Source organism: Cryobacterium sp. TMS1-20-1 (assembly GCF_004402355.1).
GTDB lineage: Bacteria > Actinomycetota > Actinomycetes > Actinomycetales > Microbacteriaceae > Cryobacterium > Cryobacterium levicorallinum.
On sequence record NZ_SOGF01000023.1, the window covers coordinates 90561 to 116536 of the forward strand.

The 25976-nt window shown below is 65.2% G+C and carries 19 protein-coding genes and 1 tRNA gene; 3 read left to right on the plus strand and 17 right to left on the minus strand.

Translation table 11 applies throughout. The annotated features are described in order from the left end of the window. Nucleotides 1-38: 38 nt before the first annotated feature. Both E3O45_RS04765 and polA read right to left on the minus strand, forming a co-directional pair. On the minus strand, nt 39-1715 hold the full coding sequence (locus E3O45_RS04765; protein WP_134442145.1) for a DUF885 domain-containing protein: 1677 nt from the start codon (nt 1713-1715) through the stop codon (nt 39-41). Nucleotides 1716-1859: 144 nt separating this feature from the next. Next, nucleotides 1860-4532 (minus strand): DNA polymerase I, encoded by a 2673-nt coding sequence (polA, locus tag E3O45_RS04770; RefSeq protein WP_134442146.1) that lies wholly within the window; start codon nt 4530-4532, stop codon nt 1860-1862. Between the two features lie 53 nt (nt 4533-4585). On the opposite strand from polA, the gene E3O45_RS04775 reads away from it, so the two are divergent. Next, complete coding sequence (locus E3O45_RS04775) at nt 4586-5011, plus strand: hotdog fold thioesterase (RefSeq protein WP_134442148.1); 426 nt, start codon at nt 4586-4588, stop codon at nt 5009-5011. On the opposite strand, the gene E3O45_RS04780 is transcribed toward E3O45_RS04775, so the two are convergent. Together E3O45_RS04780 and E3O45_RS04785 are read right to left on the minus strand one after the other, a co-directional pair. Then, complete coding sequence (locus E3O45_RS04780) at nt 5008-8634, minus strand: bifunctional RecB family nuclease/DEAD/DEAH box helicase (RefSeq protein WP_134442150.1); 3627 nt, start codon at nt 8632-8634, stop codon at nt 5008-5010. The genes E3O45_RS04775 and E3O45_RS04780 overlap by 4 nt on opposite strands. A gap of 133 nt (nt 8635-8767) precedes the next feature. Continuing rightward, entirely contained in the window at nt 8768-9373 is a 606-nt protein-coding gene (locus tag E3O45_RS04785; protein ID WP_035879545.1) for an ANTAR domain-containing response regulator, read from the minus strand. 37 nt (nt 9374-9410) lie between these two features. Here E3O45_RS04785 and E3O45_RS04790 point away from each other — a divergent pair. Then, nucleotides 9411-9496: transfer RNA gene (locus tag E3O45_RS04790), tRNA-Leu, on the plus strand. A gap of 51 nt (nt 9497-9547) precedes the next feature. Beyond that, nucleotides 9548-9718 (plus strand): hypothetical protein, encoded by a 171-nt coding sequence (locus tag E3O45_RS17465; RefSeq protein ID WP_166789400.1) that lies wholly within the window; start codon nt 9548-9550, stop codon nt 9716-9718. Nucleotides 9719-9775: 57 nt separating this feature from the next. Here E3O45_RS17465 and pyk read toward each other — a convergent pair whose 3' ends face one another. The 13 genes from pyk to hisG form a co-directional block, all read right to left on the minus strand. Further along, nucleotides 9776-11221, minus strand: a complete 1446-nt coding sequence (gene pyk, locus E3O45_RS04795) for a pyruvate kinase (protein ID WP_134442152.1) — start codon at nt 11219-11221, stop codon at nt 9776-9778. 66 nt (nt 11222-11287) lie between these two features. Further along, complete coding sequence (locus E3O45_RS04800; protein ID WP_134442154.1) at nt 11288-12745, minus strand: glutamate synthase subunit beta; 1458 nt, start codon at nt 12743-12745, stop codon at nt 11288-11290. After that, on the minus strand, nt 12738-17315 hold the full coding sequence (gltB, locus tag E3O45_RS04805) for a glutamate synthase large subunit (RefSeq protein WP_134442156.1): 4578 nt from the start codon (nt 17313-17315) through the stop codon (nt 12738-12740). The genes E3O45_RS04800 and gltB overlap by 8 nt, the downstream gene beginning before the upstream one ends. Nucleotides 17316-17480: 165 nt before the next feature. After that, on the minus strand, nt 17481-18470 hold the full coding sequence (lgt, locus tag E3O45_RS04810) for a prolipoprotein diacylglyceryl transferase (RefSeq protein ID WP_134442186.1): 990 nt from the start codon (nt 18468-18470) through the stop codon (nt 17481-17483). A gap of 94 nt (nt 18471-18564) precedes the next feature. Further along, nucleotides 18565-19398, minus strand: coding sequence for a tryptophan synthase subunit alpha (trpA, locus tag E3O45_RS04815; RefSeq protein WP_134442157.1), 834 nt, complete (start codon nt 19396-19398; stop codon nt 18565-18567). Next, nucleotides 19395-20621 carry a tryptophan synthase subunit beta gene (gene trpB, locus E3O45_RS04820; RefSeq protein ID WP_134442158.1) on the minus strand — a complete coding sequence of 409 codons (1227 nt, stop codon included), beginning with the start codon at nt 20619-20621 and terminating at the stop codon, nt 19395-19397. The genes trpA and trpB overlap by 4 nt, the downstream gene beginning before the upstream one ends. Then, nucleotides 20622-21392, minus strand: a complete 771-nt coding sequence (gene trpC / locus E3O45_RS04825) for an indole-3-glycerol phosphate synthase TrpC (RefSeq protein ID WP_134442159.1) — start codon at nt 21390-21392, stop codon at nt 20622-20624. A gap of 19 nt (nt 21393-21411) precedes the next feature. Beyond that, nucleotides 21412-21642, minus strand: coding sequence for a DUF6704 family protein (locus E3O45_RS04830; RefSeq protein ID WP_092448525.1), 231 nt, complete (start codon nt 21640-21642; stop codon nt 21412-21414). A 74-nt stretch (nt 21643-21716) separates the two neighbouring features. Then, complete coding sequence (locus E3O45_RS04835; protein WP_134442161.1) at nt 21717-22391, minus strand: Trp biosynthesis-associated membrane protein; 675 nt, start codon at nt 22389-22391, stop codon at nt 21717-21719. After that, the gene (locus tag E3O45_RS04840; protein ID WP_134442163.1) at nt 22391-23938 is read right to left on the minus strand and encodes an anthranilate synthase component I; all 1548 of its coding nucleotides are present in this window, start codon (nt 23936-23938) and stop codon (nt 22391-22393) included. Before E3O45_RS04840 ends, E3O45_RS04835 begins: the two co-directional genes overlap by 1 nt. Next, a complete protein-coding gene (gene hisI, locus E3O45_RS04845) occupies nt 23935-24312 on the minus strand; it encodes a phosphoribosyl-AMP cyclohydrolase (protein WP_134442165.1) in 378 nt (125 codons plus the stop codon). The genes E3O45_RS04840 and hisI overlap by 4 nt, the downstream gene beginning before the upstream one ends. Continuing rightward, nucleotides 24312-25073, minus strand: a complete 762-nt coding sequence (hisF, locus tag E3O45_RS04850) for an imidazole glycerol phosphate synthase subunit HisF (RefSeq protein ID WP_092448521.1) — start codon at nt 25071-25073, stop codon at nt 24312-24314. Before hisF ends, hisI begins: the two co-directional genes overlap by 1 nt. A 22-nt stretch (nt 25074-25095) precedes the next feature. Next, the gene (gene hisG / locus E3O45_RS04855) at nt 25096-25935 is read right to left on the minus strand and encodes an ATP phosphoribosyltransferase (protein WP_092448520.1); all 840 of its coding nucleotides are present in this window, start codon (nt 25933-25935) and stop codon (nt 25096-25098) included. Nucleotides 25936-25976: the final 41 nt, after the last annotated feature.

The following is a 25976-nucleotide window of genomic DNA, read 5'->3' on the forward strand; positions in this document are numbered from 1 at the left end:
CTCGACCACCCCGCCGGTCGCCGACACAAACGGATGCCCTACTTCAACAGCGTAGAACGCAGCGTGTCCAGCCCGACGCCGCCGAGGTCGAGGGCGGCGCGGTGAAACTCCTTGATCGAGAAGGCGGCGCCCTGGCGCTGCTGTGCAGCGTCGCGCAGCTGCTCCCAGATGCGCTGGCCGACCTTGTAGGAGGGGGCCTGGCCCGGCCAGCCCAAGTAGCGGTTGACCTCGAATTTGACGAAGCTCTCGTTCATGTTGACGTTCTGGCCGAGAAATTCGAAGGCGTAGTCGGCGGTCCAGGGGCCGGAGCCGTCGGGCAGTTGCTTGCCGAGGTGCACCCCGATATCGAGCACCACGCGAGCTGCGCGCATCCGCTGCCCGTCGAGCATGCCGAGACGGTCGGCCGGGTCGTCGAGGTAGCCGAGTTGTTCCATCAGGCGTTCGGCGTAGAGCGCCCAGCCCTCGGCGTGGCCCGAGGTGCCGGCCAGCTGGCGGCGCCAGGTGTTGAGCTTGGCACGGTTATAAACGGCCTGCCCGATCTGCAGGTGATGGCCGGGCACGCCCTCGTGGTACACGGTCGTCAGTTCACGCCAGGTGTCGAATTCGGTGACGCCCACCGGAACGGACCACCACATGCGGCCGGGCCGGGAGAAGTCGTCGGTCGGGCCGGTGTAGTAGATGCCGCCCTCCTGGGTGGGGGCGATCATGCACTCGATGGTTTTGATCTCGTCGGGAATGTCGAACTGGGTCTCAGCCAGGTCGGCGACGGCTTTGTCGCTGGTTTTCTGCATCCACTCCTGCAGCGCCTGGGTGCCGTGCAGTTTACGGCTCGGGTCGGTGTCGAGGTAGGCGATGGCTTCGAGCACGCTGGCGCCGGGCTTGATCTGGTCGGCGACTTTCTCTTGCTCTTCAACCATGCGGGCGAGTTCTTCGATGCCCCACTCGTAGGTCTCATCCAGATCGATGGTGGCGCCAAGAAAGCGGCGGGAGGCGAGGGAGTACAGGTCACGGCCGATCGCGTCGTTTTCGGTGGCCTTACCCTCGAGCTCGTCGCGGAAGAAGGTGGCGAGCTTGTCGTACGCGGTCGCCGATTGGCGAGCACCGAGGCCGAGATCCTTGGCCAGGGAGGCGGGTAGGGTTCCGGTGTCGAGCGAGGCATTCGCGGTGAATTCGGCGAAGAACCCGTCGTTGGAAGCGTGGCGCTGGGCCTGGGCGAATACCTCCCGCACCTGCCGGCGCGCCGGTGTCACACCGCGTTCGATGCCGCGGCGCAGGGTCTCGATGTAGCCGTCGATGGCTGCCGGCAGGTTGCCGAGACGGCTGGAGATGTTGGCCCAGTCCTCGACGGTTTTCGTGGGCATGAGGTCGAAGATTTCGCGGATCTCCTGCGCGGGCGAAGCGATGACGTTGAGGTCGCGGAGCTGCAGCTGCGCGTCGGAGCTTTCAACGGTGAGCGACAGTTCGCTGCGCAGGTCGGTCTGCGTGACTTCGTCGACGCTGTCCACCGGGCGGGCGGCATCCAACTGCGTGATCGTCGTCTTCGCCGCGTCGAGGAACCGTTCATGACCGGCCGGGGAGTAGTCGCCGTAGCGACCGTCTCCCGCGGTACGGCCGATGTAGGTACCCACGGTGGGGTCGAGGTCGGCGAGGGTGTCCACCCACTCTTCGGCGATCTGGTCGATGGCCGTGGGAGTGCGCTGGATGTCGTTTGTCATGCATCGAGCCTAGAACACGGCGGTTCGTTGCGAACCCCCCAATTGGGGAAATTGGCCGGTCAACGCGACAGAGTGAGTCGCTCGGAAACCGGGCGGGGGAGGACGCTGTGGGCCCCCTCAGCCTGTCATCCGCGCTCAGTTGGACTAGTGAGCGGCAGCGTCCCAGTTGGCGCCGCGACCGACCTGCACGGTCAGCGGAACGAGCAGGTCGGCAGCGGACTCCATGTTGTGGGTGACGACCTGGCGAAGGGCGTCCCACTCCCCCGGGGCCACATCGAAAATCAATTCGTCGTGCACCTGCAGCAGCATGCGGGACTCCATCGAGGCATCCGTCAGATCGGCGGCGATACCGTTCATGGCGATCTTCATAATGTCGGCCGCCGAGCCCTGGATCGGCGCGTTCAGTGCCGCTCGTTCGGCGTTGTCGCGCAGCACCCGTTTCGGGCTGGCCAGGTCGGGGAACGGCCGCCGCCGCCCGAAGATGGTCTCGGTGTAACCGTCGACCTTGGCCTGCTCGACGACGTTGCGCAGGTAGTCGCGCACCGCACCGAACCGCTCGAAGTAGTCGGTCATGAGCTGCTTGGCCTCTTTGGTGTCGATGCGAAGCTGTTTGGACAGTCCGAAGGCGCTGAGGCCGTAGGCGAGCCCGTAGCTCATGGCCTTGACCTTGCTGCGCATTTCGCCGGACACGTCGGCGGGATCGACACCGAAAATGCGGGAACCGACGAACCGGTGCAGGTCTTCGCCGGCGTTGAACGCTTCGATCAGGCCGGCGTCTTCGGAGAGGTGCGCCATGATGCGCATTTCGATCTGGGAGTAGTCGGCGGTGAGCAGGCTCTCGCTGTCGGCGCCGGCCTGGAAGGCCGCGCGGATGCGCCGGCCTTCCTCGGTGCGCACCGGGATGTTCTGCAGGTTCGGGTCGTTCGAGGAGATGCGGCCGGTAGTGGTGCCGATCTGCACGTAGGTGGTGTGGATGCGGCCGGTCGTGTCGATGGCCTTGTCGAGGGTTTCCACGATCTGGCGCAGCTTGGTGGCGTCGCGGTGTTTGAGCAGCAGGTCGAGGAACGGATGCGGGTTGCTGGCCTGCAGGTCGGCGAGAGCGCCGGCATCCGTTGAAAAACCGGTCTTGTTGGCGCGGGTCTTGGGCATCTCGAGCTGGGTGAACAGCACGTCTTGCAGTTGCTTGGGTGAACCGAGGTTCACCTCACGGCCGATCTCCGCGTAGGCGGCGGCGGCGAGGCTGGCCGTACTCGCACCGAGCTCGGCGGACAGTTCGGCGAGCTGCTCGTGCGAGACGCTGACGCCGGCCAGTTCCATGTCGGCCAGGGCCAGCAGGGTCGGCAGTTCGATCTCGAGCAGCAACTTGAGCGAGCCGGGGTCGAGGACTTTCTCGACGGCGGCAAACAGGCGCAGGGTGAACCAGGCCTGGGCGGGAGCGCCGGCCTGCTGGGTCTCGTCGGGAACGAGCTGGTTGGGGTCGGCGATGGGCACGGTCTCGTCGAGGTAGCGCGACACGAGGTCGGCCAGGGTTTTGTCGGGGCCGCCGGGGCGGAAGAGCCAGGCGCCGACCAGGGTGTCGAAGGCGAGGCCGGCGAAGGGCAGCCCGCTGCGACGCAGCGCCTTCACCTGGTGTTTGGCGTCGTTCATGATCTTCGGAGCTGCGCTCGCGAGCCACGCTTCGAGCGGGGCGTAGTCCTTACGGCCGGGCTGCCAGGGGAGGTTGATGGTTTCGGTCGGGCTGGCCAGCCCGAAACCGATTGCCTTGCCGTCCTGCACCTCCACCGTGAGGCCAAGGCCCGCCGGGTGAGTCACGGTGGCCCGGTCGAGCCAGGATTGCAGCTCTTCGTCGAGCAGATCCTGCGCGACGGGCGCCTGCACGGCGGGGACCTCCACAATGACGGTAACGGATGCTTCAACCGCCGGGTCCTCGCCGGCCAGCTTGAGCACCCGGTCGAGCAGGGTTTTGAATTCGAGGCGGGTGAAGATGTCCCGCACCGCGTCGGTGTCCATGGCGCCGCGTTCGAGCGCGGCGACGGCCATCGGCAGCTCCAGGTTGGTGACCAGGCGGTTGAGCCGGCGGTTGCGAATCGCGTTCTCCTTCTGCTCGCGCAGGTTGTTGCCAACGACCCCCTTGATCTCGTCGGCGTGTTCCAGGATGCCATCGAGGCTGCCGTACAGGCCGAGCCACTTCACGGCGGTCTTTTCGCCGACCTTGCTGATGCCGATCAGGTTGTCGCTGGTTTCGCCGACGAGCGCGGCCACGTCGGGGTACTGCTCCGGTTCGATGCCGTAGCGTTCGCGCACCCGAGCCGGGTCGTAGCGGGTGAGGGCGGACACGCCCTGGCTGGCCGGGTAGAGCAGGGTGACGGTCTCGTTGACCAGCTGAATGGCATCGCGGTCGCCGGAAACGACGAGCACGTTGTAGCCGGCTGCGCTGCCTTCGACCGAAAGGGTCGCGAGGATATCGTCGGCCTCGAAGTCTTCCTTGGTAATGGTGGTGATGTTCATCGCGGCGAGGGCTTCCTGCAGCAGCGGAATCTGGCCGAGGAATTCCGGCGGCGTCGCATTGCGGGTGCCCTTGTATTCGGGGTATTCCCGGGTGCGAAAGGAAGCACGGGAAATATCGAAGGCGACCGCGAGGTGGGTCGGCTTCTCATTGCGCAGCAGGCTGAGCAGCATCGACAGAAAGCCGTGGATGGCGTTCGTATGCTGCCCGGCGTGGGTCTGGAAGCTGTCCACTGGCAGGGCGAAGAACGCCCGGAATGCCAGGGAATGGCCGTCGATGATCATCAGGGTAGGCTTTTCGGAGTCCAACACTCCCCCAGCCTACAAGTGTCTTCCTGCGTGGGCTCCCCCGACCAAAGGTGATCATGTTCAACACGACTGACGATGCACTCGCCTGGGTTCAGCAGCGCGGTGGCGGAGACCTCGCCGACAAGATGGGGCTGGAGTTCACCGAATTCACGATTGACCGGGCAGTGGCACGGATGCCCGTGGCCGGCAACACGCAACCGGCCATGCTCATGCACGGCGGCGCCTACGTCGTGCTCGGCGAGTCCCTCGGCTCAATGGCAGCAAATCTGCACGCCGGACCGGGCAAGCTCGCCGTAGGCATTGAGATCAACGCCTCGCACAACCGCTCGGCGACGTCGGGCTACGTGACCGGGGTCTGCACGCCGATTCACCTCGGCCGTACGCTCACCACGCACGAGATCGTGGTCACCGACGACGCCGGTCGACGCTGCTCGACGATTCGCATCACCAATATCATCAAGGACCTGCCGCCGCGCGCCTAGTTGGCTGCGTAGCCGGGCTTTTCCGCGCGGTCTGACTTCTCTGCGCGGTCTGACTTTTCTGCGGGGTCCGGCTCCACCAGGCTGATGAACGCACTGAGTTCGGTGACACCGGCCGGTGTCACCGGCAGATACTGGGTCAACGCCGGCGAATAGACCAGGTACGCGGCCCATTTCGCGCGTGAGATGGCGACGTTCAGGCGGTTCTTCATGATCAGGAACGACAGGCCGCGCGGCACATCCTCGGCCGAACTGGCCGCAAGCGTAACGATCGCGACGGCGGCCTCCTGGCCCTGGAATTTGTCGACGGTGCCAACCCGCACGCCCGGGTAACCTGCAGCGTCGAGGGACTGCCGCACCAGGGTGAGCTGGGCGTTGTACGGCGTGACGACGATCACGTCGGCTTCGGTCAGCGAGTCATTCAGCCGGTCGGCACTCGGGTCGGTCCACAGCCGGCCGAGCGTGGTCTGCACGAGGTTTACCACGACATGAGCTTCTTCGGGTGAGGAGATGGCGTTGCCGGTGTGCACGACGGGCACCGCGTGCACACCGGGCGCAACGCCGGCGAGCGACCGGGTCGAGGTGACCGGGTTAGCGCGCAGCAGGCCGTCATAGGACAGTCGGGAGACGGGAGCGGTCACCGCCGGATGCATGCGGCGACTTTCGGCGAGAAAATAGCCCCGGTCGGCGGGCAGCACGTCGTGGCCGGCGGCGACCCAGCCGAGCGCGGACTGGTCGATTGGCTCGGGATGGGTGCCCTGACTGACCTGCGGTAGTTGCTGCGGGTCGCCCAGCAGCAGCAGGTTCTGGGCGCCCACACTCGACGCGATCGTCGAAGCGAGTGAGAACTGCCCGGCTTCGTCGACGACCAGCAGATCGAGGCTGTGGCGTGGCACGCGGGCCGGATTGCTGAAGTCCCAGGCGGTGCCGCCGATCACGAATCCGGTCTCGGCATGGTCGAGCGCGAAGAGCAGCTGGCCGTCCTTCGGCAGTACAGTGAAGGCGGCATCGGCCGGGTCGGCCCCGGTCTTCGCCACCTTGCCAACGAGGTCCGGATCGAGCCCCGCCGAGACGACAGCGCAAAGAAGATTCTCGACGACCGCATGGGATTGCGCGACGACACCGATCTTCCAACCGTGCTGCTGCACGAGCGCGGTCATGACGTGGGCACCGAGATAGGTTTTGCCGGTCCCGGGCGGCCCCTGAATCGCGAGGTAGGAGTGGTCGAGGTCGAGCAGCGTCGCAATGACGGCGTCGATCGTGGTGCCAGCGGCCCCGACGGCCGTCAGCTGCCCCGTGCGGGTACGCGGCGGAGTGCGGCGCAGAATGTCGATCATCGGGTCGCTCGGCCAGCGCGGCTGGGCGTCGACGATGGCAGCGGCCCATTCATCGATGGCGGGCTTCTGCTGCATCGGCCGCGGCGGGGCAGCCGGCGCGAGGGCGCTCGGCCGGTGATCGTATCGAGCAACGTCTTTGAGGAGCGTCTCTTCGACCAGGATGCCACCGTCGTCGCTGACCTCGAGCACTTTCACGGCGCGGTGGGTGCGCGCGCCGTCGGAGGTATCCGGGTTGGGGAACGGCCCCGGGTAGTCGTAGAGCAGGTACGGGCCGGTCTGGTCGCCCGGTTTGATACTGCTGCCGGGTGCAAGTCGTCCGCGCAGCCACAGGTGCCGGCGGTCGACGCGCTGCTTACCCTCACGAAACCAGTCGCGTTCCACGGCAACGTGTTCAACGACGAGCACGTCGCGGGTGTCCTGCCATTCGTCGATCGGGTACTCGAGTCGAAAGTAGTGTCCCCACCAGAAACTCTTCTGCTCGCGGCGGTGATAGTCGATCGCGGCGGCAGCGAAGGCGGCCGCGGTCTGGTCGATGCTGCGCGGGGCATGGCTGACCGGGGCCGCGAGGGCGAGCAGGGAGTCCCGCACGGGCGACGGCTCTACCGTGTCGGCATCCGCTTCGAGTGGCGTGCCAGCAGTGCGGATGCCGGCCCCGCGTGCCAGCGCGCGCAGCCAGTCGCGCAGGCGCAGCGTTGACACGCAGTCGTAGCGGTTGTAGTCGACGATGGAGTCGAGCATGCGCTGCGCTTCGGCCCGATCTCCGTGCTCGTGCAGGTCGCGGGCTGCGGCGTATTCGGTGATGGAATCGGCCGCGTTGGTGACCTCGCCACCGCGCAACTCGGCGCCCATGTAGAGGGGTTCGAGCTTCTTGATCGAGTAGGAACGCGACCCCACGCGCATCGTCTTGCGAACCACCGGGTACAGGTCGACCAGCACGTTCTCACGCAACAGCTGGTCGATCTGGTCTTCGCCGACGCCGTGCCGAGCGGCCAGGCTGAGTAGGTGGGTGCGCTCGTACGCGGCGTAGTGGTACACGTGCATGCCAGGAAACCGAGCTCGGCGATCGGCGAGGTAAGCCAGAAAGTCGGTGAGCGCCACGCGCTCCTCGGCCCAGCTGTGTGCCCAGAAGGCATGAAAGGTTTCATCGGTGTCGACCAGTCCGAACAGGTAGTCGAGGCCCCACTGCGTGCTGGTGCCCGCGGTCGCGCTGCCTTCCGTCACGTCTCCCTCCGTCACGTCTCCCTCAGACGCGGCTCCCTCAGACGCGCCTCCCTCAGACGCGCCTCCCTCAGAGTAGAGCGGGTCGCCCTCGAAGTCGAAGAAGATGTCGCCGGGGTTCGGTTCGGGCAACACCATCAGTGCACCCGCGTTGTACAGGTCAACCGGCGGGGCAGTGCCCGCCACCGCCTGCAGCTGCAGCCGCGCCTGCGTGCGCAGGGCGGTGAGCGTCGACTCGGCCATTCCGTCGGTACTGCCGGTCGATGCCGCGAGGTCGTCAATGGTGCGGATGCCGCCGGCCGCCAGCCGGGCACGCTGCGAAAGCCGCAGCCCGGCAACCAGCAGCGGATCGCGCTGCTCCTGCACCTCGGTCTCACAGCTGGCACAACGCCCGCAGACGGTGTACCGCGGGTCTCCCCAGGCGACGGCGACGGTGTCGGCGAGACGCTCGGCAATGATCTGCACCAGCCGCTGCCGGCGTTTGCGATAGACCGGCCGAATGTCGGCGAGGCGGTGCACGCTCACGGAACCGTCGCCGAGCAGCAGTTCGACCGAACGAGCCGTGGCAACTCCGATGCGCTCCAGTTGCTCGGCGTAGGCGGCGAGCTGCAGCAGCGCTGTAACCCGGGCATGCCGGGCGAGTTTGGTGTCCTGCAGCAGCCAGGAACCGTCGCTCTGGCGCACGATGAAGTCGGCGAACCCGAGGAAGGCGATGTCTGCGGTGGGCGAGCCGAAGTCGGGGTCAAACAACGTGGCCTGAAAGATGACTTCAGCGCCAGTGCTGAAAGCGAGCCGCGTGTCGTCGGCGGCTGTCTCGAGGGCGGGGCGGTGCATCCGCTCTGGACGGACAATTTCGACCACAGATTGGTCGAGCCGGTACCGCTCGAGCACCCGGTGTTCGTGCTGGTCGCCGAGCCGCGAGGTGCGTTGCAGCATGGCGTCGACCGGGTCGGCCACGACGTCGATGCGGCCGAGCCGCGCGTCGATGCGGCGCAGGAAGGCAAATTCGCAAACGGATGCCGCGCTCAGGTCACTTGCGCTCGTGACCACGCTGCCGTCCAGTAAAAACATGCGCCCACCCTTGCTCTTTTTCGAGCGTATCGGACACCACCGACATACAATTCGAACCGCCAGCCGGCCACCAGTCCCGGCCGCAACGCACGACGGCCCGGCAGGATCTGCCGGGCCGTTCTCTGGAACTTTTCTACTTCTTGGCGCTGAGCTGCTCGATGATCGCCTGCGACACGTCGTGCATGGTGAGGCGACGGTCCATCGAGGCTTTCTGAATCCAGCGGAAGGCCTCCGGCTCGGTCAAGCCCATCTTCTCGTTCAGCAGGCCCTTGGCCCGGTCGACGAGCTTACGGGTCTCGAACCGTTCGACCAGGTCGGCGACCTCGGCCTCGAGGGTGATGATCTGGCTGTAGCGCGAGAGGGCGATCTCGATGGCCGGCAGCAGGTCGTTGGGGGTGAAGGGCTTGACGACGTAAGCGAGGGCGCCGGCTTCCGTGGCGCGCTCCACCAGTTCCTTCTGGCTGAATGCGGTCAGCAGAACCACCGGAGCGATGTGCTCCTTGGAGAGGCGTTCAGCCGCGCTGATGCCGTCGAGCTGGGGCATCTTGACGTCCATGATGACCAGGTCGGGGCGGAGCTCCCGTGCCAAGGCGACCGCAGTTTCTCCGTCACCGGCTTCGCCGACGACTTCAAAGCCGTTGTCGCGCAGAATCTCGACGATGTCGAGGCGGATGAGGGATTCGTCCTCAGCGACGACAACGCGGCGCGGAGGGGTGGGGGTGCTGTCTTGGTCGGTCACGAGGAAAGCCTACGGTATTCTGAACGAGTAGTTGTAAGCCGGTGTGGCGGAATGGCAGACGCGGAGCACTCAAAATGCTTTGTTCGCAAGGACGTGTGGGTTCGAGTCCCACCACCGGTACCAGAAATCACGGCCAGTTTGTGTTGTCACGCCCGCACCCGTCAGGCTGGACCGATGATGAATAACATGGCGTATTGGGGCTACCTGTCGTTACTGATCTATCCGGCGCTGATCGCACTGGGGTTTTGGGCGGCCTATTTCGTGATTCGAAACGCCATCCGCTCGGGGCTGCGGCAGCACCAGGAATGGCTGGACACGCGACCAGAGAAGCCTCCCGTTCTATAAAACGCACGCACAAAAGCCCCGCCCGAGATGATCGGGCGGGGCTTTTCGCGTTAAGGCTTACTTCTTGACGTACGCCGGTGCGACCTCGTTGTGGGCGTCGCCCACGCGGTGCACGCGAATGTCGTTGGTCGAGCCGACAATTCCGGGAGGGGAACCGGAGATGACGACGACCTTGTCACCGACTTCGGCAAGGCCCTGACCGATGAGAATGTCATCGACCTGACCGAACATGGCGTCGGTGTGGGTCACCGGCTCCACCAGGTAGGTCTGGATGCCCCAGGTGAGGGCCAGACGACGACGGATCCCCGGCTCCGGCGTGAACGCCAGCATCGGAATCTTCGAACGCAGCCGCGACATGCGTCGCGCTGAGTCACCGGACTCGGTGAAAATGCACAGGAATTTGGCGTCAACGAACTCGGCGACCTCGATGGCGGCCAGCGTGATGGCGCCACCCTGGGTGCGCGGACGATTGGTGAGCTTGCCGATGCGCTCCAGGCCGTGAATCTCGGTGGATTCCACAATGCGAGCCATGGTCTGCACCGTGACGACGGGGTACTCTCCGACGCTGGTCTCACCGCTGAGCATGACGGCATCCGCACCGTCGAGCACGGCGTTGGCGACGTCGCTGGTTTCGGCGCGGGTGGGCACCGGGCTCAGAATCATTGATTCGAGCATCTGCGTGGCGACGATGACCGGCTTGGCCATGCGGCGGGCGATCTCAACAGCCTGCTTCTGCACGATCGGCACGGCTTCGAGCGGGAGCTCAACTCCGAGGTCGCCACGGGCGACCATGATCGCGTCGAAGGCGTCGACGATCTCTTCGAGGTTGTCGACGGCCTGCGGCTTTTCGATCTTGGCGATCACCGGAACGCGACGGCCTTCTTCGGCCATGATCTCGTGCACGCGGGTGATGTCCTCGGCACTGCGCACGAAGGAGAGCGCGATGAGGTCAGTGCCGAGGCGGAGGCCCCAGCGCAGGTCCGCTTCGTCCTTCTCGGACAGGGCGGGCACGTTGACGGCCACGCCGGGCAGGTTGATGCCCTTGTTGTTGGAGACGGGACCGGCGACGATGACCTTGGTGGTGACGACGACGCCATCCGTTTCAACGACCTGCACCTTGACCTTGCCATCGTCGATGAGCAAAAAGTCGCCCGGGTGCACATCGTGCGGCAGACCCTTGAAGGTCGTGCCGGACAGTTCCTTGGTGCCGAGCACATCTTCGGTGGTGATCTTGAAGATATCGCCGACGGCGAGGTCGTACGGGCCGCCCTCAAACTTGCCGAGACGAATCTTCGGGCCCTGCAGGTCCACCATGACGGCGACGGCGCGGCCAGAGTCGTTCGCGGCCTTGCGCACGTTGGCGTACACGCTTTCGTGTACCTGATAGTTGCCGTGGCTCAGGTTCATGCGACAGACGTCAACGCCCGCGTCAATGAGCGCCCTGATCTGCTCGTAGCTGGACGCTGCCGGCCCGAGGGTGGCAACGATTTTTGCGCGTCTCATACTGGTGAATCTCCAATTTCCGCGCCCAGAGGGCGCAATTACAGCGTAGTGAGGGAAAACTCAGGGTTAGAGAGCGAAGGACCGGTCGGTCGGCTTCACGGGAGAGGGCAATTGCGTCTTGCCTTCCAGGAACTGGTCAACCGCGGCCGCTGCGGCTCGTCCTTCAGCGATGGCCCAGACGATCAAGGACTGGCCGCGACCGGCGTCCCCGGCGACGAAGACACCCTCGTGGCTGGTCTGATAGTTACCGTCGCGTTCCACGTTGCCGCGGTTGTCGAAGGGAAGCTTCAGCTGGTGGCTGAGTTCGTCCGATTCCGGCCCGGTGAACCCCATCGCGAGCAGCACGAGGTCAGCAGGAATTTCCTTCTCCGTGCCGGCCTTGGGAACGCGACGTCCGTCGAGGTATTCGGTTTCGGCAATGCGAATGGCACGCACCTCACCAAAGTCGTTGGCCAGAAATTCGACCGTCGACGCGAGGTATTGGCGGGTGCCGCCCTCTTCGTGTGCGCTCGATACCTCGAACAGGGTCGGCGACATCGGCCACGGCTGGCTGTCCGGGCGAGTCGTGCCCGGCTGCTTGCCGATCGCCAGGTTGGTGACGGATGCTGCCAGCTGGCGGTGCGCTGTGCCGATGCAGTCAGCTCCGGTGTCACCACCACCGAGCACCACGACGTGCTTGCCCTCAGCGGTGATCTGCGCTTCGAGGCTTCCGCCGGCGCCTAACTTGTTCTGCTGCACGAGGTATTCCATGGCGAAGTGCACACCGGGCAGGTCGCGCCCGGGAATCGGCAGGTCCCGAGGAACCATGGCTCCGGTCGCCACCACGACGGCGTCATACCGGGCGCGCAGGTCGTCCCAGGTGATGTCCATACCGATGTTGACGTTGGCGCGGAACCGGGTTCCCTCCGCCGTCATCTGCGCGAGGCGCAGTTCGAGGTGTTTCTTCTCCATCTTGAAGTCGGGAATGCCGTAGCGCAGCAGCCCACCGATACGGTCGTCGCGTTCGAACACGGCGACCGTGTGGCCGGCGCGGGTCAGCTGCTGGGCTGCGGCCAGGCCGGCGGGGCCGGAGCCGACGACGGCGACAGTCTTGCCAGTCAGGCGTCCGGGTGGTTGCGGCTGCACCCAGCCCTTGGCGAAGGCCTGGTCAATAATCGACACCTCGACCTGCTTAATGGTGACGGCAGGCTGATTGATGCCGAGCACACACGACGATTCACAGGGCGCCGGGCAGAGCCGTCCGGTGAACTCGGGAAAGTTGTTGGTCGAGTGCAGGCGTTCGATGGCCGCTCGGCCCTCGTCGCGCCAGACCAGGTCGTTCCACTCGGGAATGAGGTTACCGAGCGGGCAGCCCTGGTGACAGAACGGTACTCCGCAGTCCATGCAGCGGCCGGCCTGCCGTTTGAGTACGGCCGCGTCACCCTGCTCGTAGACCTCTTTCCAGTCCATCAAGCGGATGGCCACAGGCCGTCGAGCGGGAAGCTCACGTTCCGTGTCCTTGAGAAATCCCTTCGGATCAGCCATTGGTTACCTCCAAAATTCGATTCCAAACAACGAGACCGTCGGGATCGAGTCCCTCGTCGACGGCCGTCTGCCTGGTCTCCAGCACGGCCGCGTAGTCGCGCGGCAGCACCTTGACAAAAGCGTTCATGGTTTCTTGCAGGTTTTCCAGCATCCGCTTGGCAAGTGCCGAGTCAGTCTGGTCCCGGTGTTGTTCGAGCAGGTCGCGCACGATTTCACGGTCGACGCTGTCGAGAGCAAGCAGCCGCAACTCCCCCGAGGTGAGCGCGTCGCGGTTGACCCGTTCGGCGGTGAGTCCGTAGACGTAGGCCGTGCCACCACTCATGCCGGCACCGAGGTTGCGCCCGGTCTCGCCGAGGATGAGGGCGACTCCGCCGGTCATGTACTCGAGCGCGTGGTCCCCCACGCCCTCGACGACGGCGACGGCACCGGAGTTGCGCACCAGGAACCGTTCACCGACGATACCGCGAATGAACATGCTGCCCTGTGTGGCTCCGTAACCGATGACATTGCCGGCGATGACGTTGTCCTCGGCAGGAAACTGGCTGGTTCGGTCGGGGCGCACAATGATCTGTCCGCCCGACAGGCCCTTGCCGACGTAGTCGTTGGATTCGCCCTCGAGCCGCAGAGTGATCCCGCTCGGCAGGAACGCCCCGAAGGACTGTCCGGCGGCACCGGTCAGCCTGACCTCGATCGACCCAGCGGGCAGGCCGTTTTCGCCGTGCCGCAGGGTGACCTCGTGGCCGAGCATGGTGCCAACGGCGCGTTCGGTATTGCGAATCGGCAGATCGATCTGCACCGTGCCGCCGTGTTCGAGTACGCTCCGGCTTCGGCGAATCAGCTCATTGTCGAAGTGCTTCTCGAGTTCGTGCTCCTGGGCCCTGGCCCACTTGCGCGGTTCGCTCTCGGAGAAATCCGGTCCGCTCAGAATGGGCGAGAGGTCCAGCCCCTGTGCTTTCCAATGGGTGAGCGCACGGTTCACGTTCAGGACTTCACTGTGTCCGATGGCCTCGTCAAGGCTGCGGAATCCGAGTTCGGCGAGGTACTCGCGTACTTCCTGGGCGATGAACTCGAAAAAGTTCACGACGTGGTCGGCCTGACCATTGAAGCGCTTGCGTAGGTCCGGGTTCTGGGTAGCGACACCGACCGGGCAGGTGTCAAGGTGGCAGACGCGCATCATGATGCAGCCGGCGACCACGAGCGGGGCTGAGGCGAAACCGAATTCTTCTGCGCCGAGCAGGGCACCGATCAAAACGTCGCGTCCGCTTTTCAGCTGGCCGTCGACCTGCACCACAACGCGGTCGCGCATGCCGTTGAGCATGAGCGTCTGCTGCGTCTCGGCGAGGCCGAGTTCCCACGGCGTGCCGGCGTGCTTGAGCGAGTTGACCGGGCTCGCGCCCGTTCCTCCGTCGTGCCCGCTGATCAAAATCACGTCGGAGAGCGCCTTGGCGACCCCCGCCGCGACGGCGCCGATACCGGACTGGCTGACCAGTTTGGTGTGGATGCGCGCCTTCGGGTTGGCCCGCTTCAGGTCGAAAATGAGCTGCTTGAGGTCTTCAATCGAGTAGATGTCGTGGTGCGGCGGCGGCGAGATGAGGCCGACGCCGGCCGTGGCGTTCCGGGTACGGGCGATCCACGGGTACACCTTGGTGGGCGGCAGCTGCCCGCCCTCACCGGGCTTGGCGCCCTGCGCGAGCTTGATCTGGATATCGTCGGCGTGGGTCAGGTACATGCTGGTCACGCCAAACCGCCCCGAGGCGACCTGCTTCACCGCGCTGCGCCGAGTCGGGTCGAGCAGACGGTCGAGGTCTTCGCCGCCCTCGCCGGTGTTCGACTTGCCGCCGAGGCGGTTCATCGCGATCGCCAGGGTTTCGTGCGCTTCCTGCGAGATCGAGCCATAGCTCATCGCTCCGGTCGAGAACCGCTTCACGATCTGCGACACCGATTCGACCTCGTCGAGCGGCACGGGCGTGCGCTGGCCGGCGCTGAGGGTGAACATACCGCGCAGCGTCATGAGCGATTCAGCCTGGTCGTCGACCATCTTCGTGTACTCGCGGAAGATGTCATAGCGCTTGGTGCGGGTGGCGTGCTGCAGCCGGAAGATGGTCTCCGGGTTGAACAGGTGTGGGGCACCGTCCCGGCGCCACTGGTATTCCCCGCCGGTCGCGAGGCGCTCGTGTGCGGTCACCGCAGCATCCATTGGGTAAGCGGATGCGTGCCGGGCCAGGTTTTCGACACCGATCACGTCGATGCCGACGCCGCCGAGCTTGCTCGTAGTGCCGGTGAAGTACTGGTCGACGAAGGACTGGGCGAGGCCGACGGCTTCGAAGGTCTGGGCACCAGCGTAGGACGACACGGTGGAGATGCCCATCTTGGACATGATTTTGAGCACACCCTTGCCGAGAGCCTTGATCACGTTGCGCACGGCCTTTTCGGGCGTGACGTTGGTGATGATGCCGCTGCGCACGAGGTCTTCGCAGGTTTCCATGGCGAGGTACGGATTGACGGCTGAGGCGCCGTAACCCATGAGCAGGGCCACGTGGTGCACCTCGCGCACATCGCCGGCCTCGACCACGATGCCGACCTTCATGCGGTTTTCGGTGCGGATCAGGTGGTGGTGCACGGCGGCGATCATGAGCAGCGACGGGATCGGGGCGAGGTCCTGGTTGGAGTCGCGGTCACTCAGCACGATGAACAGCGCGCCGGCTTCGATCGCCTCGTCGACCTCGACGCAGATTGCGGCGAGGCGCTTAGCCAGGGCGTCTGAGCCCTCCTCGAACCGGTACAGGCCGCGAATGGTCGTGGTGGTCCGGCTGCCGACAGCGGGGTCGATGTGCTGGATCTTGGCCAGTTCATCGTTGTCGATGACCGGAAAATCGAGAATGACCTGACGGGCATGTTCCGGACCGGCCGTGAGCAGGTTGCGCTCAGGGCCGAGGCCGAGCTTGAGGCTCGTGACGACTTCCTCGCGAATCGAGTCGAGTGGCGGGTTGGTGACCTGCGCGAACTGCTGGGTGAAGTAGTCGAACATGAGGCGCGGGCGGTCGCTCAAAACCGCGATGGGGGTGTCGCTACCCATGGCGCCGAGTGGTTCGGCTCCGGTGCGTGCCATCGGGGTGAGCAGCATGCGCACCTCTTCTTCGGTGTAGCCGAAGGTGCGCTGACGACGTACAACGGATGCCGGTGGGTGCACGATGTGCTCCCGTTCCGGCAGGTCCTTGAGGTTAATACGCCCCTTCTGCAGCCAGTCGCCCCAGGGTTCGCTGGCCGACAGTTCGGCCTTGATCTCCCGGTCGTCGATGATGCGGCCGGCCACGGTGTCGACCAGGAACATCTGGCCGGGGCGCAGGCGGCCCTTGCGCACCACCCGCGCCGGGTCGATTCCGAGCACGCCGATCTCACTCGCGAGCACGACGAGGCCGTCGTCGGTGATGAGGTAGCGACCGGGACGCAGGCCGTTGCGGTCGAGGGTGGCGCCGACGAGAGAGCCGTCGGTGAAGACGATCGCAGCTGGTCCGTCCCACGGTTCCATGAGCATGGAGTGATATTCGTAGAAGTCGCGACGTTCGTCGTCGAGGTCGGTCTGGTTCTCCCAGGCCTCGGGCACCATCATCATGATGGCGTGCGGCAGGGACCGACCCGACAGGCTGAGCAGTTCGACGACCTCATCGAAGGAGGCCGAGTCGCTCGCGCCGGGCGTGACGATCGGCAGCAGGGGTGCGAGGTCACCGAGCAGCTCGGACTCGAGCTGGGACTGGCGGGCGCGCATCCAGTTACGGTTTCCCTGCACCGTGTTGATCTCGCCGTTGTGGGCGATCATGCGGAACGGCTGGGCGAGCGGCCAGGACGGGAAAGTGTTGGTGGAGTAACGCGAGTGCACCAGGGCGAGCGTCGATACGAATCGTACGTCCGACAGGTCGGGGTAGAACGGTTCGAGCTGCAAGGTCGTGACCATGCCCTTGTAGACCAGGGTGCGGCAGGACAGCGAGACGAAATAGATCTCGAGCTCACGCTCGGCCCGCTTCCGCAGCCGAAAGGTCTGTCGGTCGAGCGCGATGTCGCCGAGCAGGTCGCCGGACTCGGTCGTTCGGGTGCTCTGCACAAACAGCTGTTGGATAGCCGGCATGTTCGCACGCGCCTGGCTGCCGAGGTCTTCCGGATGCACCGGAACCTCCCGCCAGCCGAGGATGGTGAGGCTTTCCTCGTCGGCGATCAGGCTGATGGCCCGCTTGATGGCCGTGCGCGCGGTCGGGTCGGTTGGCAGAAAGACGTTACCGACGGCGTACTGGCCAACGGGGGGAAGCGCGAAATCCGTCACGGCGCGCAGGAAGGCGTCCGGTATCTGGGTGATAATGCCGGCACCGTCACCGGTTCCAGCGTCGGAACCGACCGCACCGCGGTGTTCAAGATTGCGCAGCGCGTCGAGGGCCTGGGTGATAATGTCGTGCCCGGCGGTGCCCCGCAGGGTCGCCACCATGGCAAGGCCGCACGCATCGCGTTCGGCGGCGGGGTCGTACAAACCGGCCGCTTCGGGCATGCTGCTGAAGCGGGAATAGAGAGGTTTCTGCGGCATTGAGACCGTCCTCACGAAATGACTAGCAGTAAGGGACGACGCTGGCCCGAAGGAAATGTGTGCAGGGAGTTGTAGCGGGAACCCTGATCGGGTTCGGCCCTGTTCGAGTTTGCCCGGACCGGGCAGAGCTACGAGTGCGTCGGTTGGGATTCAACCGACGTGAGTCTACAGACGCGACGCGCTCGTGCTTGTGGCTGCGGCCTCGGGTGATTCGGTGTGTTCATCGGCATCATCGCTCTGATCCGCGGAGCTTTGATCAAGATCATCCGAATCGCTGTCATCTAATTCTACCCCAGCGTCCGGGCCATTCCATTCCCGACCGGGAACATAGGCGCTGATCTCTAGTCCGGGGTGACGGTGACGTTGCACGAGGATGATCACCAGGCCGAGCACGATGGCGGCCAGAGCGGCCCAGACGTTGGTGCGGATTCCGAAGTAGATCTCGCTCGGGTCAATGCGAATCGACTCAAAAAAGCTGCGACCCAGTCCATACCAGATGAGATATACGCCGAGCGTCTGACCGAAACGCAGACGGAATTTACGCTCGAGGTAGAGGATGACGGCGACGCCGATCAGATTCCAGATGATTTCGTAGAGAAAAGTCGGGTGGAACAGTGTGTCGGCCGGCAGTCCGACCGGGAAGGCGGCATTGCCGGACTCGATTTCCAGCCCCCACGGCAGGGTCGTCGGCAGCCCGAACAGCTCGTGGTTGAACCAGTTGCCGAGCCGACCGGTGGCCTGGGCGACCAACAAAGCAGGAGCAACAGCATCCGCGAAGCTCCAGAAACGGATACCGGCCATCCGGCAGCCGATATAGGCGCCGACGGCGCCGCCGATCAGCGACCCGAAGATGGCGTTTCCGCCTTCCCAAATGTACAGGGTGCGGAGCAGGTCCGCTCCATCAAAGAAGTAGTCTCCCGGGTGCGTCAGAACATGATAAATGCGGGCTCCGACAATGCCGAGGGGAACGGCCCAGAGGATGATGTCGAGTACAACGCCCGGCTCGGCACCGCGCCTGGTCAGGCGGCGCGAGGTGATGATGGTGGCGAGGACGATGCCGGCGAGAATACACAGCGCATAGGCGTGGATGCGGAACGGGCCGAGGTCGAAGAACTGCCACTCGGGGCTCGGAATACTCGTGCTCAGGAGACTCAACAACACCTAGGTACTACCTTTCATCGTGACTCGCGTCACTTGGGGCGTAAATAATCGAACGCCTCGAACAATTTAGTGTAAAACGCGGCTGCGATTACTGGGGCGCGGAGGCCGGGCGAATATCGCTCGCGCCCGCGGCGAGTTCGAGGGCCAGCCGCGCTACGGCGGTGACTCCCCCGTCGGTGAGCGCCTTCACGAGGGCCGACCCCACGATGGCGCCGTCGGCATAGCCGAGAATTTCCCGTACCTGCTCGGGAGTCGAGATGCCCAGCCCGACACAGGCGCTCGTGCAGCCGACAGCGCGGAGGCGTTCCACCAGAATACGAGCAGCAGAATCGACCCCGGCGCGGGCGCCGGTCGTGCCCATCGTCGAGACGGTGTAAACAAAGCCGCGGCTGGCTTCAATCGCCTGCACCAATCGGGCGTCGGAGGAGGACGGCGCGGCGAGGAAGACCCGGTCCAGCCCGGTGCGTACGCTCGCGGTCATCCAGTTTGCGGCCTCGTCGGGAATAAGGTCGGGGGTGATCAGGCCGGCACCACCCGCGGCGCGCAGGTCTTCGGCGAAACGCTCGACGCCGTACTGCACCACGGGGTTCCAGTAGGTCATCACAAGAATGGGGGCGTCGACCTGTGCGGTGATCGCCTTGACGGCTTCGAATCCGTGGCGCAGCTTGAAGCCGTTCGCCAGGGCCTGCTGCGTGGCAGCCTGAATGACCGGGCCGTCCATGACGGGGTCGGAATAGGGCAGACCGAGTTCAATGATGTCGACGCCGTTGGCGACGAGCGCCACGGCGGCGTCAATGCTCTCAGTCAGGGTCGGGAAACCGACCGGCAGGTAGCCGATGAGAGCGCCGCCGCCCTCGGTGCGCCGCCGTGCGATGGTCTGTTCGACCGTACTCACGGTGTCGTTGGGTGCTGTGACCGTCATGATTGTTCCGCGCCTTCGTCGAGCAGGTCGAAGTACCGGCCGGCTGTTTCCATGTCTTTGTCGCCGCGGCCGCTGAGGTTGATCAGAATGGTCGCGTCCGGGCCAAGCTTCCGGCCGAGCTCGAGCGTGCCGGCCAGGGCGTGCGAGGACTCGATCGCTGGGATGATTCCTTCCGTACGGCTGAGCAGCCGCAGGGCGCTCATCGCGTCGTCGTCGGTGATCGGCAGGTACGTCGCCCGGCCGATGCTGGAGAGCCAGGCGTGCTCCGGGCCGACGCCGGGATAGTCAAGTCCCGCGGAGATCGAGTGCGATTCAACGGTCTGGCCGTCTTCGTCCTGCAGCAGCATGCTGCGGGCGCCGTGCAGCACACCGGGGCGTCCCTTGGTGATGGTCGCTGCGTGGCGCGGTGTATCGACGCCGTCTCCGGCCGCTTCGTAGCCGTACAACGCGACATCGGCATCGTCCAGAAACGCGTGGAAGATGCCCATGGCGTTTGAGCCGCCGCCGACACAGGCCGTGACGGCATCCGGCAGGCTGCCGGTCAGGTCGAGAACCTGTTGGCGAGCCTCCTCGCCGATGATCTTTTGAAAGTCGCGGACCATGGCGGGGAACGGATGCGGCCCGGCCACGGTTCCGAAAATATAATTGGTCGTCTCGACGTTGGTGACCCAGTCGCGCATGGCGTCGTTGATCGCGTCCTTCAGGGTGCGGGAGCCGGACTTAACCGGAACAACCTCGGCACCCAGCAGGCGCATGCGGGCCACGTTCAGTGCTTGCCGCTCGGTGTCGACCTCGCCCATATAGACGACGCATTCGAGCCCGAACAGGGCGGCGACAGTGGCGGTGGCAACTCCGTGCTGCCCAGCTCCGGTTTCGGCGATGACTCGGGTTTTACCGATGCGCTTGGTGAGTAGCGCCTGGCCGAGAGCGTTGTTGATCTTGTGCGAACCGGTGTGGTTGAGATCTTCACGCTTGAGAATGATGCGGGCGCCACCGGCGTGCTCGGCGAAGCGCGGCACCTCGGTAATGATCGACGGACGACCGGTGTAATTGATGTGCAGGTCCATCAGCGCCGCGGCGAAGGCTGGATCCTTCCTGGCGAGTTCGTATTCCGCGGTGAGTTCATCGAGCGCTGCAACGAGGGACTCGGGCACGAACCTGCCGCCGAATTCCCCGAAATATGGGCCGGATTCTGCACGTAAGGATTCTTCTCGTAAAGACATTTATACCGCCAAAAACTCAGAGAGGGTTCGGATGGGATCACTCGTAACAAGCGCTTCGCCGACCAGGACAACATCGGCTCCGGCTGCGCGGTAGTGCGCAACATCGGCTGCTGTCTTGACGGCGGACTCGGCGACGCGAATAACGCCGGAGGGGATTTTATCGGCGAGGGTGCCGAACAGGTTCTGGTCAAGTTCAAAGGTTGACAGGTCGCGGGCGTTGACCCCGACCAGGCTGGCGCCGATGTCGAGGGCGCGACTGACCTCATCCCCACTGTGCGTTTCAACCAACGCCGTCATGCCGAGCTCACGGATGAGGTCGTGCAGGGACAGCAGGGTGGCCTGGTCGAGAGCGGCGACGATGAGCAGCACCAGATCGGCTCCGGCCGCGCGGGCCTCGAACACCTGGTACGGCGTTCCAATGAAGTCCTTGCGCAGAATCGGAATGCTCACCGCAGCGCGCACCTGCTCAAGGTCGGTCAGCGAGCCGTGAAAGCGTCGTCCTTCGGTGAGCACGCTGATGGCGCTTGCCCCGCCGGACTCATAGGAGACAGCCAGCGCTGCCGGGTCAGTGATGGCAGCGAGGGCGCCGCGGCTCGGGCTCGCCCGTTTGATCTCGGCGAGAATCTTGACCCGTTCGGTGGGAGCAAGGGCGTGCAGGGCATCGAGTGCGGGCGGGCGGACGCGCGCAGCGGCTTCCACACTCGCGAACGGGCGGGTGAGTAGGCGTTCTTCGGCGTCAGAAACCGCGCCGGCGAGAAGTTCTTGGAGCACCAGGTGGCCGCGCAGCGGGTCAGTGACCGTGCGGCGTGGCGGTCATGGTGTTTACGCCATAGCCAACCTTGCTCATCACATAGCCAACAACGAGACCGGCGAGCAGCAGGCCGAAGGAGGCCCAGACCAACCAGGGCAGCTCGAAGAAGAATGCGGTCGTACCGATGGTGAAAGCCACCAGCATGATGATGACAGCGGTCCAGGCCGCCGGGGAGTGGCCGTGTCCGGGATCTGACGTATCGATGCTCATGGTTCTCCTCGTAAATACATTCTGCTGTGTACGTTGACAAGCACGTCAAGTCTAGCGGAGCGGATGCGAGCGCTTCAGCGTACGGTCGGGTCACCGCCGCGGCTGAGGTCGTCCCAGTCGCCGACGGAGTCGTTCGCGGCGGAGTCGTTCGCGGCGGAGTCGTTCGCGGCGGGCTCGGCCGGGGTTGCCAGTGGTTGTGCGCCGTGGGGCGAAGCCACTTGTTCAAACCGAACGGCCTGATATTTACGGGTCGGACCCGGCCACCGACCGCTCGTGACGATAATGGCCACACCAACACCCGCCATGACGATCGCAGCACCCATCGCCACGAACGGCCAGGGTGTGATAACCGTGCCGAGCACGCTCAACTGAATCGACTCGTGACCGGCTATTCCCGTGGCGGCGGTCACCGCTGCGGCGCTGGCATCGGCGGGGTCTCGCACCGCCAGGAACGCGGCGAGGAACACCGAGAAGCCGAGGAGCCCCTCGAGGGCACCGAGCACGATGCGAATCAGGCGCCCGGCGATGGTGAGCGCCGCGGCGAGGGCGAACCCGGAGAGCGCGAGGGCGGTCAACGCCGGCGCGGCAATGGCTCCGTCGATCTCCAAGACCTGGGTGCCGGCATCGGGGAGTCCGACTTCGGCCTGCACCCAGACCTGGGTCCAGGCCAGCATGGCGAGCGAACTCGCCGCCAAAACGGAGAGGATGAAAACGAGTTTCAGGCGACGCGCTGACCTCCGTTCTGCCATTAGTGCACCCTCCGCATGGCGTTGGCGATGGCGACTGCTCGCAGCGGGGCTGCCGCCTTGTTCTGCGACTCCTGGTACTCGGACGCGGGGTCGGAATCGGTGACGACGCCGCCGCCGGCCTGCACTCGCGCGATACCGTCCTTGATCGTGGCGGTGCGGATGGCAATGGCGAGGTCGGCGTCGCCGGCGAAGCCGAAGTAGCCGACCACTCCCCCGTACACTCCGCGCTGGGCCGGTTCGAGGGTGTCGATGATCTCGAGCGCCCGCGGTTTCGGCGCGCCAGAGAGCGTCCCGGCTGGGAAGGTGGCGCGGAAGACGTCGATCGCGGTCTTGCCGGGAACCAGGTTGCCCTCGACCGAGGAGACGAGGTGCATGATGTGGCTGAATCGTTCGATACGCATGAACTCGGTCACCTCGACCGAGCCGGCCGTGCACACCTTGAGCAGGTCGTTGCGGGCGAGGTCGACGAGCATGAGGTGTTCGGCCCGTTCCTTGGGATCTTCGGCGAGGTCGATCGCGTAGTCGGCGTCGGCATCCGGTGTCGTTCCCCGCGGTTTGGAACCGGCGATCGGGTGGGTGAAGACGCGTTGGTCTTGCACCTTGACCAGAGCTTCCGGCGAGGATCCGACGATCCAGTATGGGTCGCCTTCGTGCGTTTCGAGGCTGAGCAGGTACATGTACGGGCTGGGGTTTAGGCTGCGCAACACCCGGTAGACGTCGATGGGGTGCGCGGTGCAGACCTGGTCGAAGCGCTGCGAGATGACCACCTGAAACACATCGCCGTCGACGATGTGCTGCTTGCCGATATTGACTGCGGTGAGAAAGTCGTCGCGGGTGGTGCGATTGCGCGGCGAGCTCGGTACTTGCAGGTCGACCTCGGCCAGCCACGCTTCGCTGGGCGCGGCGAGTCGGCCCTGCAGCGAATCGAGGCGCTCGCTCGCGGCAGCCCAGAGCTCGTCGGGCGTGTCGGTGCCATCGTTCAGCACGTTGGCGATGAGCTGCACGGTGCCGTATTTGTGGTCGAGCACGACCAAGTCGGCGACAAAGCTGAAGGACTGGCCCGGAACGTCATAGTCGGCCGGCGGCTGGTGCGGCAGGCGTTCGATCTGGCGAATCGCCTCCCAGCCGATGAAACCGACCAGCCCGCCGGTCAGCGGCGGATGTTCGGGCAGCCGCGGCGTCTGCCAGCGGTCGAACAGGTACGCCAGCGCCTCGAGCGGTCCGAGGGAGACCGCAGACCCGAGTGCGCGCTCGGCGGAGAGCCCATAGTCAATCCAGCGGGTCTCGTCGCCCTGTTGGGTGAGCATTCCGAAGGAGGAAACACCGACGAAGGAGAATCGCGACCAGATGCCGCCCTGCTCGGCGGACTCGAGCAGAAAGCTGCCGGGCAGCCCGTTGGCGAGCTTGCGGTAGATGCCCACCGGGGTCTCGCCGTCGGCGAAGAGTTCACGGATAACCGGAATGACCCGGTGCGCGCCGATCAGGGCATCGAACTGGATGCGGGTGGTCGAGCCGGCGGTGCGGGATCCTGCAGGGTTACCGGTCATTCCGTGGGCCTTTCCATGGTGGTCACGCCGAGGTCGCGCCCGTCGAAGCAGGTGTGGCTGCCGGTGTGGCAGGCCGCTCCGACCTGGTCGACCTGCACCAGCAGGGTGTCGTTGTCGCAGTCGAAGGCAGCGGAGTGCACGTACTGGGCGTGGCCGGAGGTATCGCCCTTGCGCCAGAATTCCTGGCGGCTGCGCGACCAGAACGTGACGCGCCCCTCCGTCAGGGTGCGGCGCAGCGCTTCCCGGTTCATCCAGCCGAGCATGAGCACCTCGTGGGTGTCCCACTGCTGGATGACCGCGGGCAGCAGCCCGGCGTCGTTGAACACCGCGGCGTCGAGCTGATCGGTGAGTTTGGCGTTCGGTTCATCGGCCATTAGCGCACCAGCATTCCCTCGGCGGCGAGCTCCCGCTTGACATCATCGATGGTCAATTGTCCGTTGTGAAAAACGGATGCCGCCAGCACGGCATCCGCGCCGGCCCGGATCGCCGGGGGAAAGTCCTCCACGCGCCCGGCCCCGCCGGAAGCGATCACCGGAACCCGACTGTTGGCGCGCATGAGCGCGATGAGATCGGTATCGAAGCCCGCCTTGGTCCCGTCGGCGTCGATCGAGTTGACCAGGAGTTCCCCCGCGCCGAGTTCGATCGCCTGCCGGGCCCAGGCCACAGCATCCAGGTCGGTTTCGGTGCGACCGCCGTGGGTCGTGACGACGAAGCCGCTCTCCGTGCGAGCGGATCGCTTCACATCGAGGCTGAGGACAATCACCTGGGCGCCGAAGCGATCGGCGATCTCGGCGATCAGGGCCGGACGGGCGATGGCCGCGCTGTTCAATCCGACCTTGTCGGCGCCGCTCGCCTGCAGCCGGGAGACGTCTTCGACACTGCGGATGCCGCCGCCGACGGTGAGCGGAATGAAGACCTGCTCGGCGGTCGCGCTCACGACGTCGTAGGTCGTCGAACGGTTATCGACGGTCGCCGTCACGTCGAGAAAGGTCAGCTCGTCAGCGCCCTGCTCGTAGTAGCGCCGGGCGAGTTCGACCGGATCGCCGGCGTCGCGCAGGTTCTGAAAATTGACGCCCTTGACGACGCGACCGTTGGCCACGTCGAGGCAGGGAATGACGCGCACACTCAGGCTCATCGCTGGTTGTCCTCTCGCGTGGTTAGAGGCGGGCGTTGTGAATGGTGGTGACCAGAATGGCTCTGGCACCGATGGCGTAGAGCTCGTCCATCACGTTGTTCATGTCCAGTCGGGCGATCATAACGCGCACGGCTGCCCACTCAGGGTCGTGCAGCGAGGACACGGTCGGCGATTCGATTCCGGGGGCAAGCGCGGCGGCCGTGTCGAGCAGCGCGACCGGAATGTCATAGTCGAGCAGCACGTATTGGCGGGCCACGAGTACGCCCTGCAGGCGGCGCAGCAGCGTCGCGATTCCGGCCTTGTCGTTGGTGGAGCTGATCAGCACGGCGGTGGATTCGAGGATGACCGGTCCGAAGATTTCGAGGCCGGCCTTGCGCAGTGTGGTGCCGGTGGAGACAACGTCGGCGACGGCATCCGCTACCCCGAGCTGAACCGCTGATTCAACGGCCCCGTCGAGTTCGACCAGGTCGACGGTCACCGAGTGGGTGGCGAGAAAGCGTTCGACCAGGCCGGGATAGCTCGTGGCGACGCGCAGGCCGTCAAGGTCTTTCAGCTCGGTGAAGCGCCCGGCCGGTCCGGCGAAGCGAAAGGTAGAGTCGCCGAAGTCGAGGCTGGCGATTTCCTGCGCCTTGGAGTGGGAGTCCAGCAGCAGGTCGCGCCCGGTGATTCCGACGTCGAGGGCGCCGGAGCCGACATAGGTGGCGATGTCGCGCGGACGCAGGTAGAAGAATTCCACCCCGTTGCGCGGATCGGCGGTGACGAGGTCGCGCGGGTCGCGACGACCGGTGTAGCCGGCCTCGGCGAGCATCTGCGCGGCGGTTTCAGACAACGAGCCCTTGTTGGGCACAGCAATTCTCAGCATGGGGGTACTCTCTCGGTTTTTCGTGCCAGACAAATTTATGA

What these genes read in the sequence shown, in the direction of transcription:
- E3O45_RS04765 (WP_134442145.1), bottom strand. Translation starts at nt 1,715, where the DNA reads ATGACAAACGACATCCAGCGCACTCCCACGGCCATCGACCAGATCGCC.
- E3O45_RS04775 (WP_134442148.1), top strand. Translation starts at nt 4,586, where the DNA reads ATGTTCAACACGACTGACGATGCACTCGCCTGGGTTCAGCAGCGCGGT.
- E3O45_RS04780 (WP_134442150.1), bottom strand. Translation starts at nt 8,634, where the DNA reads ATGTTTTTACTGGACGGCAGCGTGGTCACGAGCGCAAGTGACCTGAGC.
- E3O45_RS17465 (WP_166789400.1), top strand. Translation starts at nt 9,548, where the DNA reads ATGATGAATAACATGGCGTATTGGGGCTACCTGTCGTTACTGATCTAT.
- pyk (WP_134442152.1), bottom strand. Translation starts at nt 11,221, where the DNA reads ATGAGACGCGCAAAAATCGTTGCCACCCTCGGGCCGGCAGCGTCCAGC.
- E3O45_RS04800 (WP_134442154.1), bottom strand. Translation starts at nt 12,745, where the DNA reads ATGGCTGATCCGAAGGGATTTCTCAAGGACACGGAACGTGAGCTTCCC.
- gltB (WP_134442156.1), bottom strand. Translation starts at nt 17,315, where the DNA reads ATGCCGCAGAAACCTCTCTATTCCCGCTTCAGCAGCATGCCCGAAGCG.
- trpA (WP_134442157.1), bottom strand. Translation starts at nt 19,398, where the DNA reads ATGACGGTCACAGCACCCAACGACACCGTGAGTACGGTCGAACAGACC.
- trpB (WP_134442158.1), bottom strand. Translation starts at nt 20,621, where the DNA reads ATGTCTTTACGAGAAGAATCCTTACGTGCAGAATCCGGCCCATATTTC.
- E3O45_RS04830 (WP_092448525.1), bottom strand. Translation starts at nt 21,642, where the DNA reads ATGAGCATCGATACGTCAGATCCCGGACACGGCCACTCCCCGGCGGCC.
- E3O45_RS04835 (WP_134442161.1), bottom strand. Translation starts at nt 22,391, where the DNA reads ATGGCAGAACGGAGGTCAGCGCGTCGCCTGAAACTCGTTTTCATCCTC.
- E3O45_RS04840 (WP_134442163.1), bottom strand. Translation starts at nt 23,938, where the DNA reads ATGACCGGTAACCCTGCAGGATCCCGCACCGCCGGCTCGACCACCCGC.
- hisI (WP_134442165.1), bottom strand. Translation starts at nt 24,312, where the DNA reads ATGGCCGATGAACCGAACGCCAAACTCACCGATCAGCTCGACGCCGCG.
- hisF (WP_092448521.1), bottom strand. Translation starts at nt 25,073, where the DNA reads ATGAGCCTGAGTGTGCGCGTCATTCCCTGCCTCGACGTGGCCAACGGT.
- hisG (WP_092448520.1), bottom strand. Translation starts at nt 25,935, where the DNA reads ATGCTGAGAATTGCTGTGCCCAACAAGGGCTCGTTGTCTGAAACCGCC.